Source organism: Arcanobacterium wilhelmae, assembly GCF_029632765.1.
GTDB classification, from domain to species: Bacteria; Actinomycetota; Actinomycetes; order Actinomycetales; family Actinomycetaceae; genus Arcanobacterium; species Arcanobacterium wilhelmae.
Genome location: NZ_CP121247.1, coordinates 1,422,099 through 1,436,747 on the forward strand (window position 1 = coordinate 1,422,099; position 14,649 = coordinate 1,436,747).

The following is a 14,649-nucleotide window of genomic DNA, read 5'->3' on the forward strand; positions in this document are numbered from 1 at the left end:
CCGAGGAGAAAATAGGCTCCTTAGAAAGGAGGTGATCCAGCCGCACCTTCCGGTACGGCTACCTTGTTACGACTTCGTCCCAATCGCCAATCCCACCTTCGACCGCTCCCCCCACAAGGGTTAGGCCACGGGCTTCGGGTGTTACCAACTTTCGTGACGTGACGGGCGGTGTGTACAAGGCCCGAGAACGTATTCACCGCAGCGTTGCTGATCTGCGATTACTAGCGACTCCGACTTCATGGGGTCGAGTTGCAGACCCCAATCCGAACTGAGACTGGCTTTAAGGGATTCGCTCACCCTCACAGGATCGCAACCCTCTGTACCAGCCATTGTAGCATGCGTGAAGCCCAAGACATAAGGGGCATGATGATTTGACGTCGTCCCCACCTTCCTCCGAGTTAACCCCGGCAGTCTCTCGTGAGTCCCCACCATCACGTGCTGGCAACACAAGACAAGGGTTGCGCTCGTTGCGGGACTTAACCCAACATCTCACGACACGAGCTGACGACAACCATGCACCACCTGTACACCAGTCCGAAGACGCACACATCTCTGCATGATTCCGGTGTATGTCAAGCCTTGGTAAGGTTCTTCGCGTTGCATCGAATTAATCCGCATGCTCCGCCGCTTGTGCGGGCCCCCGTCAATTCCTTTGAGTTTTAGCCTTGCGGCCGTACTCCCCAGGCGGGGCACTTAATGCGTTAGCTACGGCGCAGAACCCATGGAAAAGGCCCCACACCTAGTGCCCAACGTTTACGGCATGGACTACCAGGGTATCTAATCCTGTTCGCTCCCCATGCTTTCGCTCCTCAGCGTCAGTAACGGCCCAGTAACCTGCCTTCGCCATCGGTGTTCCTCCTGATATCTGCGCATTCCACCGCTACACCAGGAATTCCAGTTACCCCTACCGCACTCTAGTCTGCCCGTACCCACTGCAGCCCCGGAGTTAAGCCCCGGTCTTTCACAGCAGACGCGACAAACCGCCTACGAGCTCTTTACGCCCAATAATTCCGGACAACGCTCGCGCCCTACGTATTACCGCGGCTGCTGGCACGTAGTTAGCCGGCGCTTATTCAACACCTACCGTCACTTTCGCTTCTTCAGTGTTAAAAGGAGTTTACAACCCGAAAGCCTTCATCCCCCACGCGGCGTCGCTGCATCAGACTTGCGTCCATTGTGCAATATTCCCCACTGCTGCCTCCCGTAGGAGTCTGGGCCGTATCTCAGTCCCAATGTGGCCGGTCACCCTCTCAGGCCGGCTACCCGTCGACGCCTTGGTAGGCCATCACCCCACCAACAAGCTGATAGGCCGCGAGCCCATCCCCCACCAGAAAAAACCTTTCCAACACCAACCATGCGGCCAGCGCAGAATATTCAGTATTAGACCCAGTTTCCCAGGCTTATCCCAAAGAAGGGGGCAGGTTACTCACGTATTACTCACCCGTTCGCCACTAATCCACCAAAAGCAAGCTTCCGGCTTCATCGTTCGACTTGCATGTGTTAAGCACGCCGCCAGCGTTCGTCCTGAGCCAGGATCAAACTCTCCAAACAAAAACCAAAACCACAAGGGTTCCAATCAATAATTCAGAAAACCAATCGGCTCCAAAAAAACCAGACAAACTGGCATAAAAAACAGCCCAACCAAACCCACAAAAACGCGAGCCCAGCCAGACCAAACAAAAACCAACCCCAACCAAAAACAGTCAAGGTCAGACATAAAAAGCTGACACACTATTGAGATCTCAAACAACACACTCACCCCCGACAACCAGACCCACAACCAGGACCCAGCCCCCAAGGAAGCAACTTCGCTAGCCTACCAAACCCTCAAACATCCTGTCAAACCAGAACCCCAAGAACCTTGGAAAACCAACCCGCCAGAAACTCACTCGCTCCCGGCGACAGGTAAATACTTTAGGAGGAAATCCTGCTCGGGTCAAAGCAGATTCACGTGTCGCTCTTCACGTTCCGCCTAAATCGTTGATTCATCACCAAAAACTACCTGTGCGGCGGGCGTTACACCGTTTCAACTTGACGCAAGCGTAGGCTGTCATTCAGCGCTCGTTTTCACCGGTTTTTCGTATGAAATAGCGGGATGGGCCGGCGGGTTTTCCCGCCGGCCCATCCCGTTTGCGATGAATTTATTTGCTCGATCAGAATCTGAACTATGTTGCTCGATCAATCCTCGATTGATCGAGCCCCTGAGTTCAAATATGTGAACAGCGGTTGCTCGATCAGAGGCCGAGCTTTTCGGCAATCAGTTCGTTGACACGCTTCGCGTCTGCCTGCCCGCGGGTTGCCTTCATGACGGCACCCACGATCGCGCCAGATGCCTTCGCATTGCCTCCCTTGATCGACTCGACGACCTTCGGATTCGCCTCCATCGCCGCCTCAATGGCTGCGATCAATGCAGAATCATCCGATACGACCTCGAGGCCGCGCTTCGCCACGACCTCCTCAGGCGAGCCCTCGCCGGCCAGTACGCCCTCGATCGCGCTACGTGCCAGGCGATCGTTGAGCTTGCCATCGGCAACCATGCGATCCACCGCCGCAACATCCTCGATCGACATCGGCACATCGGTAAGCGCGAGCTCGTTCTCCTTCGCGTAACGGGCAAGCTCACCCATCCACCACTTACGTGCACCCGCAGATGTTGCACCCGCAGTCACCGTATCTTCGATGATAGTCAGAGCCTCGGCGTTGACGATATCGCGCATCTCGAGATCCGTGATACCCCACTCGCGCTGCAAACGCTTACGCTTGGCAGCTGGGAGCTCCGGCAACGACTGGCGGATCTCCTCCACCCATTCACGCGACGGAGCAAGAGGAACCAGATCCGGCTCCGGGAAGTAACGGTAATCGTCCGCATCCGACTTCGGGCGTCCCGGGAGTGTGCTCTGATCGGTTTCCTGCCAGTGGCGGGTCTCCTGGAAGACCTTCTCGCCGAACTCGAGCACAGCAGCCTGGCGAGAGAGCTCGTAGCGCACTGCGTTCTCGATCGCGCGGAACGAGTTTACGTTCTTGGTCTCCGTACGAGTACCCAGCGGATCCGACGGACTCTTACGCAGCGACACGTTCACATCCGCACGGACATTCCCACGCTCCATACGCGCCTCGGACACGCCAATAGCACGAGCGATATCGCGCACGGTCTGAACGTACTTTGCGGCAACCTCTGCAGCGCGAGCACCCGTGCCCTCAATCGGGCGAGTCACGATTTCCACCAGCGGCACGCCAGCACGGTTGTAATCCACCTGCGAATGATCCGCACCATGGATACGGCCCTCGCCACCGATGTGAGTGTTCTTTCCAGCGTCTTCCTCGACATGCGCACGCTCAATCGGAACGCGGAACACCTCGCCGTCGTCGAGCTCAACATCTAAGTAGCCGTCGTATGCGAGCGGTTCGTCCGACTGCGACGTCTGGAAGTTCTTCGCCAAATCCGGGTAGAAGTAGTTCTTACGCGCAAAACGGCACGACTCAGCGATCTTGCAGTTCAGCGCCAACCCGAGCCGAATCGCGTACTCGATCGCCTTCTTATTCACCACCGGCAACGACCCCGGAAGACCCAGCGAAACCGGGGTAATGAACGTATTCGGCTCGCCACCAAACACATTCGGCGCGGCGTCGAACATCTTCGTATCCGTCGCAAGCTCCACGTGAATCTCGATGCCCAGCACCGGATCGTAGTGTGCCACCACGTCCTCGTATTCCATCAGTTCATCCATCAGAGGTTCTCCTCCCAAGTCTCAATCGGAGTGGCGGTAGCAGACGCATCCACATCGCGCTCAATCGCGGCGCCCACCTTGTACATGCGAGCATCCTCCTTCGCAGGAGCAAGCACCTGCACGCCCACCGGAAGCCCCTCGGAAAGGCCAGCCGGAACCGTCATCGCCGGCGTACCCGCAAGGTTCGCCGGGATCGTGGTCAGATCATTCATGTACATCGCGAGCAGATCGTCGATCTTCTCACCAAACTTGAACGCAACCGTAGGCGCCGACGGCGCAAGAAGCACATCCGCCTTCTCGAACGCCGCCTCCAGATCGCGCTGGATCAGTGTGCGCACCTTCTGCGCAGCACCATAGAAGTGATCGTAGTTACCGGCCGACAACGCGTAGGTACCAAGCAGGATACGCCGCTTTACCTCGTCGCCGAACTTCTCTCCACGCGTCGCACGCATCATCGTCTCAGCAGTAACCGGGCCCTCCTTCGGGAGCACGCGGTTACCGAAACGAACGCCGTCGTAACGGGCCAAGTTCGAACTCATCTCCGCAGGCATGATCAGATAGTACGCGCCAATCGTGTACTTGAACGACGGGCACGACACGCGAACAATTTCCGCGCCGCGAGCCTTGAGCGCATCGAGACGCGCGTGGAACACCTCGCGCACGCCCTCGTCGATACCCTCGCCGTCCAGTTCCTCCACCAGACCGATACGTACGCCCGACAGATCGTCCATCGCGGCGCCCGCCTCGGCAGCAACCGTGAGTCCCTCAGAAACGCCACGCAGCGACGTCGAATCAAAATGATCGTAGCCGCCAACGATCTCCTGAAGCGCAGCCGCATCCGCAACCGTGTGGGCAACCGGACCAACCTGATCCAGCGACGACGCCATTGCAATAATGCCGTAACGCGACACCGCGCCATACGTGGGCTTCGTGCCCACAGTTCCCGTGAACGCGCCCGGCTGGCGGATCGAACCACCCGTATCCGAGCCCAACGCCCACGGCGCAAGATAGGCAGCAACCGCCGCGGCGCTACCACCACCGGAACCACCCGGAGTCAGGTTCTCGCCCCACGGATTATGTGTGGGGCCGAACGCCGAATGCTCCGTGGACGAGCCCATCGCGAACTCGTCCATATTCGTGTGGCCAAGAATCGGAAGTCGTGCTTCCTTCAGTTTCATCACCACCGTAGCGTCGTAGGGAGGCTTCCAGCCCTCGAGCATCTTCGATGCAGCCGTGGTTGGCACGCCGTGCTCACACATATTGTCTTTGATCGCAACCGGGACACCAGCGAACGGCGGAAGCTCGACGCCGGCTACGCGATCGGCGTCGACAGCCTTCGCGGCTTCCAACGCACCCTCGCGGTTCACGAACAGGAACGCGTTCATCTTGCCATTCAGCTTCTCGATGCGCGAAAGATAGCCTTCAACAAGCTCAACCGACGTGACCTCGCCAGCGCGAAGCATCGCCGCTAGCTCGTGTGCATTCTTCTTCATCCACTCCATGGCTTCACTCCTCTCCCAAAATCTGAGGCACCTGGAACTTGCCATCAGCAGCATCCGGGGCCATCGCCAAAACCTCATCACGATCCAGGGTTTCACCCACAACGTCCTCACGCATCACGTTCGTGAGCGCGATCGGGTGAGAGGTAGCCGGAACATCCGAATCTGCAACCTCTGCTACGGTGGCAACGGCGTCGGCGATCACCGAAAACTCGCCGGCCATCCGTTCTACTTCTTCTTCCGTCAGCGCGATACGCGCCAGGTCCGCCAAACGCTGGACCTCTTCTTTAGAAAATGTCGACATACCGTCATTCTAACTGCGCAATCTCATTGGTGCGAACGTGCATGGGCGCTAGACTGGAACGCATGGGGAAATTTCGCACGCGTGCATGGCCGCACATTAAAAAAGCACTCCAATGGACCGCCATCGGGGCTGCCAGTGCACAAGTCGTGGCGGCGGCGTCGATCATCGCCATCGATTCCCACCGCAAAAAGCGAAACCCACCCACCGGAGAATTCCCGCACCTGCCTCCGCGAACCGTTGAGGTAGATGGCAACGAAATCACGGTTTACACATTCGGCGCAGATCTCTACGCGGACATGCTCGACGCGATCCGCGGCGCGAACCACACCGTCTACTTCGAATCGTTCATCGTCAAAGCCGACGAGGTGGGCGACGCATTCAAGGTGGAACTCATCGCGGCAGCCGAGCGCGGCGTGAAGGTGAACATCATCCTCGACACTCTCGGAAATCTCAATCAAAACCCACGCTTCCGTTACTTCCCCTCACATCCAAATATCGACGTGATCCACTTCCCGCTCGTGCGCCTCGGCACGCTCACCGGGCTGGCGAAAGACAAAGGCTACGACCACCGCAAGCTCCTCATCGTCGATTCAAACGTGGCGTTCATCGGTGGATACAACATCGGCGAACTCTACGCACACTACTGGCGCGATACGCATATTCGCATCACCGGTCCGCAAGTATGGGAGCTCGAGAACTCGTTTGTGGACATGTGGAACGTGTTCCGACGCCGAAAGGCCGCGCTCCCAGCGCCACGGGTGCGCCACTGGTCGCCTGCAGTGCGCGCTGTGCAAAATATTCCCGCCTACCACTCGTACCCGGTTCGCACCCTATATATGGAAAATATTGACCGTTCATCAACGAACGTGTGGATCACGATGGGTTACTTCATTCCCGACGCCGGAGTACTGAACTCTCTCACAGCCGCGGCGAAGCGTGGGGTAGATGTGCGAATCTTGATCCCACAGTATTCGAACCATATTTTGGCCGACTGGGTGGGCCGCCCTCACTACTCCGCGCTCCTGCGCGCGGGAGTGAAGATCTTCCTGTTCGAAGAAGCGATGGTTCACGCGAAAACAATGACGGTTGACGGCGTGTGGTCAACCGTTGGCACCACGAACATTGACGCCCTGTCCATGAACGGGAACTACGAGGTGAACGTGGAGATTTATTCGCGCGAGTTTGCGAAGGTAATGGAAGATATCTTCGCTTCCGACCTGACGAACGCGCACGAACTCCTGCCCGAGGTGTGGGAACAGCGCGGGGCGCTGGCGCGAGCTGCCGAGAACATTCTCGGCCCGCTCGCACCGTTCTACTGATGCGATTCAGTGGCTTTGTGAGTTGCTGATGACTCGCACAACGGCGGGTGGGCGCGATTTTCGCGCCCACCCGCCGTTGATGCATCACAGCACGGCCACAATCACAGTGCGTGACGCGGCCTCTGCCTGGGAGTTTAGGCCGGCAACTCGCCAGTTTCGAGGAGCCGGTTGAATTGTTCCTCCGTGAGCGTCGGCACACCAAGTTCGATCGCTTTAGTTTCCTTCGACCCTGCTTTTTCGCCGACGACGACGGCGGTGGTCTTCTTTGAGACCGAACCGGTAGCTTTTCCTCCATGAGCCTCAATCGCCTCGTTGATGGAATCGCGCGAATAGCCCTCGAACGAGCCGGTTGCCACGAGAGTCATGCCGGCGAGAGTTTGCGGCACCTGAGATTGGCCTGACAGGGGCGCATCTTCGAACTTCACTCCAGACGCCTGCCAACGATCAACGATTTCTTGATGCCACTCCTCCTCGAACCAGCTCAGGAACGACGTGGCAATCACCTCGCCGACACCATCGACGCTCGAAACCTCCTCAAGGCCAGCATCGCGGATCGCCTGAAGTGAGCCGAACGTAGCCGCGAGCGCCTTCGCAGCAACCGGGCCGACATGGCGGATATTGAGCGCAACGAGCTTGCGCCACAGTTCCTTCCCTTTCGCCACCTCGAGCTGGTCAAAAACCTTGAGTGTGGTTCGGCTCGGTTCGCTCGGCTTCTTCAACTCCGGCTCGGGACGCGCGACTGTTGCTTTGAGCCATGTGGGTTTCGTCCACGCGGCGCGCACATAGCGCCAATCACCCGTTTCCTCACCGCTCTTCTTCACCGGCTGCCAGATCCACACGTTCTCCACCGACGCTGGAGTGAGATCAAAGAGCCCTGCCTCAGTTTCCAACACCGGAACGGCCGGCTTCGGGAATCCCAGCGACTCCAGCACAGGGGCGGGAATGACCGACTCGGTGTTCAAAATTGCGCCATCCTCATCCACGATACCCAACTCTTGGCGCTTCGCAAGAGACAACTTCAGGTTCACAGCTTGGCCGTACTCCCCTTCAAGTGTGACCTTGTGACCGGTGGCAAGCGCAATGAGCGCATCCATCCTGAAACGATCCGGATCTGCGAGCCACAGGCCTGTTTCATCGCCCAAGGCCTCCACATCCAAGCCACCACGCGAGCCAATGTGAACGATGCGCTGAGTAAGCTGGGCCGGGCACGAACGCGTGTTTTGGCAACGCAGATCGGCATCACCCTCCTTCGAGGCGCGAATTTCCCCACCGCAGGCAGGACAGTGCGTGGGCATCACGAAATCGCGCTCTGAGCCATCGCGTAAGGCCTCGATCGGGCCCAAGACCTCCGGGATAATATCCCCTGCCTTGCGCAGAATCACCATATCGCCGATCTTCACGCCCTTGCGTGCCACCTCCGTGGGGTTGTGGAGGGTTGCCTGCGACACTGTGGAACCATCAACCCACACCGGCTCCATCACCGCGTACGGCGTGACGCGCCCGGTGCGCCCCACCTGCACGCGGATATCCAGCAGGCGAGTTTGCACTTCCACCGGCGGGAACTTGAACGCCACCGCCCAGCGCGGTACGCGCGTCGTGAAACCGAGCGCCTCCTGAACGGTGCGATCTTCAAGTTTGATCACAACGCCATCGAATTGGTGATCAAGCGAATCGCGCGCGTTTTGGAATTTATCCAGGTACGCTTCGATTTCTTCCATTGACGAGACCATCGCAGTTTGATCCGACACCGGCACACCCCACGAGGCAAACTCCTCGTACACACCCTCTTGCGTAGCAAGCTTCGCTGTAAGCGCCTTATCCGCTCCCTCGAGATAGCCAATCCCGTGCGCGATGAACGACAGCGAACGCAAAGCAAAAGAGGTGGTATCTTCCTGGCGAAGCGTGCCCGAGGCCGCATTGCGCGGGTTGACGAACTCCTTCAAGAGCGGCTCGGTACGCAGCGTGGGAAGCGGCTCGAGCCCTTCCCGACGTCGGGCAGCATTTTCCTTTCGGATCTGCACGTTGTGTGCCCGGATCTCCTCGTTACGGCGGGTGATCTCCTCGTTGCGCGCCTCCACCAGGGAGTTGTATTCCTCAAAGGCAACCACCGGAAAATACACCTCGCCACGGATCTCCACCAGCTCCGGATGATCATCACCCTCAAGGCGCTGGGGAATCACTGAAATCGCGAGCGCATTCGGCGTGACATCCTCGCCCGTGATGCCATCGCCGCGTGTGGCCGCAGTTTCAAGCATCCCACGCCGGTAGGTGAGGTTCAGTGCCAGGCCATCGATCTTGACTTCCGCGGTGAAACGTGAACCTGCAGGGAGCTCCGCCGCAATCGACTCATACCACTGGCGCAATTCCTCGCGAGAGAAAACATCTTGCAATGAATACATCCGCTCACGGTGCGCGATCTCCGGCAGGCCGCCACGCGCCACCTTCGCTCCAACACGCATCGTTGGCGACTGTGGGCTCCACAGCGCTGGGAACTGATCCTCGAGCGCACGCATCTCATGAATCAGGGAATCATACGTGGCATCCACCATCACCGGCTCACCGGTGGAGTGATACGCATCCTGGGCATGCTTCACGATCGGTGCGAGTTCTTCCCACCGCGCCTTGGCAATGTCAAAATTCTTTTCCACGCACCCATTCTACAAACGCAGGTACGACAATAAATCGCGATCACTTCGTGCGCCGTCACACCGACGTCGTGGCTCTCAGGCCCGCCAACATCCACCCGCCGTCGCGCGCCACTGCCACAGCGAACGTGCGAAGATGTATCCGACAAGAAAGCAACTCGCGAGGACACGCAATGAAACGACAACTCACGCTCGAGGAGCCCACCACCTTCGTCACAGTCAAAGGGGTTTCGCCTCTCGACGCCATGCTCGCGCTCATGCTCGCCGTCTTCTACATCGACTCGTTCTCGACGGCGGCCGCCACCTGGGGTGCGCTGGCAACGTTCGCGCTCCTCATCGTCGGGATCACAACGAGTTGCGCGACGATATTCCGGCGAACCTCCCCCGTGCGCTCGGCGGGCATCGTCTACATTTCTGCGCTCGTGCGATTCCTCGTAGCCCCCACCGACCTGATTCTCCCCGACCTCGCCGTCCTGCTCGCACTGTGGGCTGTCGTTGCATACGGCCCGTCCCTCGTGCGCTACCTTGCGATCATCACGACGCTCATGGCCGGAATCCTCATCACAATTGCGCGCGTGACCATCCTCTCCGGCACCGATCTCGCCGTCTTCCTCATCCTCATCGAATCCGTGGTCATCATGGTCGCAGCGACGGCAACCATCCGCCGCTTCCGGATCGAACGCATCCACCACGTCGTCCACCAAGCAAACCGCGCACAACGCGAGGCAGAGCGCGAAGCCGAACTCGCCGTCGCCGAAGAACGCAACAGGATCGCGCGCGACATGCACGACGTCGTCGCACACACACTCACCACCGTCATCGCACAAGCCGACGGCGGACGCTACGCCGCGAAGACCAACCCTGCAGCCGCGGAAAAAACGCTCGACCTCATCTCGTCCGTCTCACGCGAAGCGCTCAGCGACATTCGTGCCATCATCGGAGTGTTACGCGCCGGCGACGACCCCGCCTCCCCTCGCCACCCACAGCCCGGCGTCGACGACATCCCCTCACTCTTCGACCAAGTCCGCGAACTCGGACACGGATCAACCTACACCGTCTCCGGAACACCCAGTACGCTCCCCACCGGCGTCGGCACCGCGCTCTTCCGCATCGCACAAGAAGCGATCACGAACTCGCTCAAATACGGAGGAGAAAACGTCGCCATCGACGGCACACTCACGTGGGCACGCAACGAAGTGACGCTCGCGATCGTCGACGACGGGCCCGGAGTGAGCGTCACCGACGGGCGCGGGCACGGTATTATTGGCATGCACGAACGCGCTGGAGCGTTCGGCGGAACGGTGAACACCGGAGCAGGAGAACGCGGCGGATTCCGAGTCACAGCCACGTTCCCCACAAACTGACAGAAACGAGAGAGAAAATGACTATTCGCGTAGGTTTGGTGGACGACCAGGTACTCGTCCGGTCCGGTTTCGCCATGGTGATCGACTCCCAAGACGACATGGAAATCGTGATGGAAGCCGGAAACGGCAAGACGGCGCTGGAGCGGCTCGCGCTCGTCCCCGCCGATGTCGTGCTGATGGACATCCGCATGCCAGACATGGACGGAATTACAGCAACCGAGCAGCTCACCTCACGCGAATTCCCGCACGGGGTCTCACCGAAGGTTGTCATTTTGACGACTTTCGACATCGACGAATATGTGATGGCCGCGATCAAGGCCGGCGCCTCCGGCTTCCTGCTCAAGGATGCTCCGCCGGACGATCTGCTTGCCGCGATCCGCACCGTCTACAACGGAGACGCCGTGATCGCCCCCGCGCCCACCAAGCGGCTCGTGGAGAAGATCGCGGCGAACCAGGTGCGCACCGATTCCATGCACCCCGAGATCCTCGACGACCTCACAGATCGCGAACGCGACGTGCTGATTTTGATGGCGAAGGGCTACTCGAACCAGGAGATCGCAGCGAAGTTGTACGTTGCCGAAGCCACCGTGAAAACACACGTGGGCCGCATCTTCTCCAAGCTCGGGGCACGCGACCGCGTGCAGGCCGTCGTGGCCGCTTTCGAAGCCGGGATCGTTACCCCAGGTGCCAGTGATGACGAATAGTTAGGCCGTCCATGGTGGTGCTCGGTCACACTTTTCACGACACGCGCGCAACCGATCGTCGAGATGCGTATCATCAGAAAGCGACACTTACCCCCGAAGTGAAAAGGAGAGACCGCATGGATTGGCGTAACAAGGCCGCCTGCTTGCACGAAGATCCAGAACTCTTCTTTCCCGTGGGTTCGTCCGGGCCAGCGATGGCGCAAATGGAGCGAGCGAAGCTCGTGTGCCAGAACTGCCCAGTGGCGCAAACATGCCTGAAAGTGGCACTCGAGACGAACCAGGATTGCGGAGTGTGGGGCGGCAAATCGGAAGACGAACGCAAGGCTCTCAAGCGCAAGGCTGCGCGTTCGGCCCGCGTCGCATCCATGGCCTGAAAGTATTTGATACCGACAGGCTCAAGTTAGCGACAGTATAGGACTTAAGTGCGAGGGAAGCCCGGGTTGTTCCGGACTTCCCTCGCACTGTTTTACTCTGCTGACGACGGCGAGCCCGTGCACAACTCTGCCAATCCGGCCGGTAGGTTCTTGGGGTCAATGCACTATCTGATTGGGGTGTGTTGGTATGGCCGGGAAGTGGCTTTGTGTGAAGCCTGTGGTGTTGGAGTGTATTCGGGGTGGGGAGAGCGCGTCGAGTCTTTCTCGCCGGTTGGGAATGTCACGGGAAACGATCCGCAGGTGGTGTCGTGAGGCGGGTCTAGTCCTCGCGACGGGCCCGCATGGGTCTCTTGCCTAGGTTCGTGAGCGTGATCGTCAACGTGCGGTCGAGTTGATTGGCCAGGGATGGACGAATACTGATATTGCGCATGAGCTTGGGTATTGCCGTGAATGGGTCCGTCAATGCAGGGTAGCGTTAGGCGACATGGAAAATGCGTTACGACGAGGCCGCCGTGGCGGGACTCGTCATCTTGCAAGTGTGGACCAGGTTGGTAGCGGCAACGTTGGGCGCGGGCGTCGTATCACGAGTAAAGAACGTGTCGCGATCGCGTTGCTGTTAGACCAAGGATACTCTGGCCGGCAGATCGCGATCCGCCTCAAACGCTCCCCGTCAACGATCACGCGTGAGATTAACCGTTCCCAACGCGTGGATGGGTCCTATGATGCGGGTGTGGCTTCACGCAAAGCATTCGAGCGTAGGGCACGTCCTAAACCATTGAAACTCCAGGCCAACACGCGTCTTCGGGAGGTTGTGGTGGGGTTGCTCAATCAACGGTATTCACCCCAGCAAGTCGCGGTACGGTTACGACACTTGTATCCAGATGATAGGGAGATGCACGTGAGTGTCGAAGCGATTTATCAAGCCTTATATGTTCAAGGGGTAGGTTCACTCGCGCAGGAACTGAAACGTGAAAAAGCGTTGCGTTCGGGACGGAAGAATCGTATTCCTCGGTCGCGTCTTGCAGGGCTTCCGGGGCGTGGGAGGAAAACATGGGTCGAAGGTGCCCAGATCTCGATGCGCCCTCCCCAGGCCAGTGATCGGGCTGTTCCTGGGCATTGGGAAGGCGATCTGGTTGTTGGTGGTGGTAAGGATGGGCATGGGACAGCGTTGATCACGCTCGTTGAGCGGCGTTCACGGTTTGTGTTGATGCACCGGCTCGGAGCGGGACGTGACTCGAAGACTGTGGTCGATGAGTTGGTCACGATGGTGAAGTCTTTACCCGGGAAGTTTGAAAGAGGGTGTCAAATATTTTGTGTAAGTGGTCAATCTAGGAGAAAGAAGATTGACTATGTCTATGACTAAGAATTCGGGTTCAGAGCCGGTGGCTCGTCAGATTCGTCGTGAGTTGATTGATGATGAATTACTTGACCAGCTCGTGAAATCCACATCTGATCGCGGGATCGAGCTCACGGGTGAGGGTGGGTTCTTACCTGAATTGATTAAAGCTGTTCTCGAGCGTGGTATGAAAGCCGAGCTCACACAGCATCTGGGATATGACAAGCACGAGGCTGCTGGTCGTGGGAGTGGGAACTCGCGCAACGGGACCAGCCCGAAAACGGTCACGACCGAGGTCGGTCCGGTCACGATTGACCAGCCCAGGGACAGGGCAGGGACTTTTCATTCCCGCCTTGTCCCGCCCGGCCAACGGCGCTTGGGTGGTTTGGATGACATGATCATCTCCCTATATGCCGGGGGAATGACGATCAGGGAAATCCAACACCACCTCGCGGCCACGATGGGGAGCGAGCTTTCTCATGAGACGATCTCCAACATTACCGACGCCGTGTTAGAAGAAGTCGCCGCGTGGCAGACCCGGCCCTTAGAAGAGTTCTATCCAGTGATGTTCCTCGACGCGATCCAGGTCAAGATCAAGAACCAGAACAGGGTCACGTCCCGTGCGGCACATATCGCGATCGGAGTCGATCTCGATGGTGTCAAGCACGTGCTCGGGATCTGGGTCCAGGCCAGTGAAGGAGCGAAATTCTGGGCCGGGGTATGTGCCGAACTCGCTAACCGCGGGGTGGGTGACGTCTTGATCGTTGCTTGTGATGGGCTGACAGGGTTTCCTGAAGCTATCGCAGCGACCTGGCCAAACGCAGTGGTCCAGACCTGTGTGGTCCACTTGATCCGTTCCTCGATGAGGTTCGTGGCCTACCAGGACCGTAAAGCCGTCGCGGCTGGCTTGCGCCCGATCTATGCCGCGGTCAACGAAGAAGCCGCGCTCACGGCCTTGAAAAATTTCCAGGCGAGCGCGTGGGGAGTGAAGTATCCCGCGACTGTCGCGGCCTGGGAACGCGCCTGGGACCGGTTCATTCCGTTCCTTGCGTTCGGGCCAGCCACGCGTAAAGCGATCTATACAACGAACGCGATCGAGTCGTTAAATTACCAGCTACGTAAGATCACGAAGAACCGTGGCCACTTCCCCTCCGATATGGCAGCGGTCAAGCTCTTATGGTGAGCGATCACGAATATTGAAGACAAGCGCGCCCGTGAGCGTGCCAAGGAAGCCGGCCTTCCCAAAGGCGCTAAAAGGAAAGCACCCGGCCGGCTCATCCAAGGACAAGGAATCCAGGGCTGGCAAAAAGTCCTCGGCGAACTCGCGCTCCACTACCCAGACCGATTCCCCCAAATATAAGAAAGAAGAAAACAAG

The 14,649-nt window shown here is 58.6% G+C and carries 10 protein-coding genes, 1 rRNA gene and 1 pseudogene; 7 read left to right on the forward strand and 5 right to left on the reverse strand.

Going from position 1 to position 14,649, the window contains the following annotated elements; genetic code table 11:
• Positions 1 to 24: 24 nt before the first annotated feature.
• From P8A24_RS06395 to gatC, 4 genes are all read right to left on the reverse strand, one after another.
• Positions 25 to 1,551: ribosomal RNA gene (locus P8A24_RS06395) — 16S ribosomal RNA — on the reverse strand.
• 683 nt (positions 1,552 to 2,234) lie between these two features.
• Positions 2,235 to 3,728: an Asp-tRNA(Asn)/Glu-tRNA(Gln) amidotransferase subunit GatB gene (gatB, locus tag P8A24_RS06400; protein ID WP_278057784.1), complete on the reverse strand. Its 1,494-nt coding sequence runs from the start codon at positions 3,726 to 3,728 to the stop codon at positions 2,235 to 2,237.
• Entirely contained in the window at positions 3,728 to 5,230 is a 1,503-nt protein-coding gene (gatA, locus tag P8A24_RS06405) for an Asp-tRNA(Asn)/Glu-tRNA(Gln) amidotransferase subunit GatA (RefSeq protein ID WP_278057785.1), read from the reverse strand. The genes gatB and gatA overlap by 1 nt, the downstream gene beginning before the upstream one ends.
• A 4-nt stretch (positions 5,231 to 5,234) precedes the next feature.
• Positions 5,235 to 5,531: an Asp-tRNA(Asn)/Glu-tRNA(Gln) amidotransferase subunit GatC gene (gene gatC / locus P8A24_RS06410; RefSeq protein WP_278057786.1), complete on the reverse strand. Its 297-nt coding sequence runs from the start codon at positions 5,529 to 5,531 to the stop codon at positions 5,235 to 5,237.
• Positions 5,532 to 5,593: 62 nt separating this feature from the next.
• On the opposite strand from gatC, the gene P8A24_RS06415 reads away from it, so the two are divergent.
• Positions 5,594 to 6,850: a phospholipase D-like domain-containing protein gene (locus tag P8A24_RS06415; protein WP_278057787.1), complete on the forward strand. Its 1,257-nt coding sequence runs from the start codon at positions 5,594 to 5,596 to the stop codon at positions 6,848 to 6,850.
• A 134-nt stretch (positions 6,851 to 6,984) separates the two neighbouring features.
• On the opposite strand, the gene ligA is transcribed toward P8A24_RS06415, so the two are convergent.
• Positions 6,985 to 9,498 (reverse strand): NAD-dependent DNA ligase LigA, encoded by a 2,514-nt coding sequence (ligA, locus tag P8A24_RS06420; RefSeq protein ID WP_278057788.1) that lies wholly within the window; start codon positions 9,496 to 9,498, stop codon positions 6,985 to 6,987.
• 170 nt (positions 9,499 to 9,668) lie between these two features.
• Here ligA and P8A24_RS06425 point away from each other — a divergent pair, with 170 nt between their 5' ends.
• From P8A24_RS06425 to P8A24_RS06445, 6 genes and pseudogenes are all read left to right on the forward strand, one after another.
• The gene (locus tag P8A24_RS06425) at positions 9,669 to 10,859 is read left to right on the forward strand and encodes a sensor histidine kinase (RefSeq protein ID WP_278057789.1); all 1,191 of its coding nucleotides are present in this window, start codon (positions 9,669 to 9,671) and stop codon (positions 10,857 to 10,859) included.
• A 17-nt stretch (positions 10,860 to 10,876) separates the two neighbouring features.
• A complete protein-coding gene (locus P8A24_RS06430; RefSeq protein ID WP_278057790.1) occupies positions 10,877 to 11,563 on the forward strand; it encodes a response regulator in 687 nt (228 codons plus the stop codon).
• 116 nt (positions 11,564 to 11,679) lie between these two features.
• Positions 11,680 to 11,937 (forward strand): WhiB family transcriptional regulator, encoded by a 258-nt coding sequence (locus P8A24_RS06435; protein ID WP_278057791.1) that lies wholly within the window; start codon positions 11,680 to 11,682, stop codon positions 11,935 to 11,937.
• A gap of 187 nt (positions 11,938 to 12,124) precedes the next feature.
• Entirely contained in the window at positions 12,125 to 12,295 is a 171-nt protein-coding gene (locus P8A24_RS08930) for a helix-turn-helix domain-containing protein (protein WP_370870582.1), read from the forward strand.
• Between the two features lie 126 nt (positions 12,296 to 12,421).
• Positions 12,422 to 13,300, forward strand: a complete 879-nt coding sequence (locus P8A24_RS06440) for an IS30 family transposase (protein ID WP_278057792.1) — start codon at positions 12,422 to 12,424, stop codon at positions 13,298 to 13,300.
• Positions 13,287 to 14,633 (forward strand): annotated as a pseudogene (locus P8A24_RS06445) (IS256 family transposase). Before P8A24_RS06440 ends, P8A24_RS06445 begins: the two are co-directional and overlap by 14 nt.
• The last annotated feature ends 16 nt before the right edge of the window (positions 14,634 to 14,649 follow it).

Excerpts from the sequence above, each read along its gene's own strand:
- gatB (WP_278057784.1), bottom strand. The coding sequence starts at position 3,728 with ATGGATGAACTGATGGAATACGAGGACGTGGTGGCACACTACGATCCG.
- P8A24_RS06440 (WP_278057792.1), top strand. The coding sequence starts at position 12,422 with ATGGAAAATGCGTTACGACGAGGCCGCCGTGGCGGGACTCGTCATCTT.
- P8A24_RS06415 (WP_278057787.1), top strand. The coding sequence starts at position 5,594 with ATGGGGAAATTTCGCACGCGTGCATGGCCGCACATTAAAAAAGCACTC.
- P8A24_RS06435 (WP_278057791.1), top strand. The coding sequence starts at position 11,680 with ATGGATTGGCGTAACAAGGCCGCCTGCTTGCACGAAGATCCAGAACTC.
- P8A24_RS06425 (WP_278057789.1), top strand. The coding sequence starts at position 9,669 with ATGAAACGACAACTCACGCTCGAGGAGCCCACCACCTTCGTCACAGTC.
- gatA (WP_278057785.1), bottom strand. The coding sequence starts at position 5,230 with ATGGAGTGGATGAAGAAGAATGCACACGAGCTAGCGGCGATGCTTCGC.
- P8A24_RS08930 (WP_370870582.1), top strand. The coding sequence starts at position 12,125 with ATGGCCGGGAAGTGGCTTTGTGTGAAGCCTGTGGTGTTGGAGTGTATT.
- gatC (WP_278057786.1), bottom strand. The coding sequence starts at position 5,531 with ATGTCGACATTTTCTAAAGAAGAGGTCCAGCGTTTGGCGGACCTGGCG.
- P8A24_RS06430 (WP_278057790.1), top strand. The coding sequence starts at position 10,877 with ATGACTATTCGCGTAGGTTTGGTGGACGACCAGGTACTCGTCCGGTCC.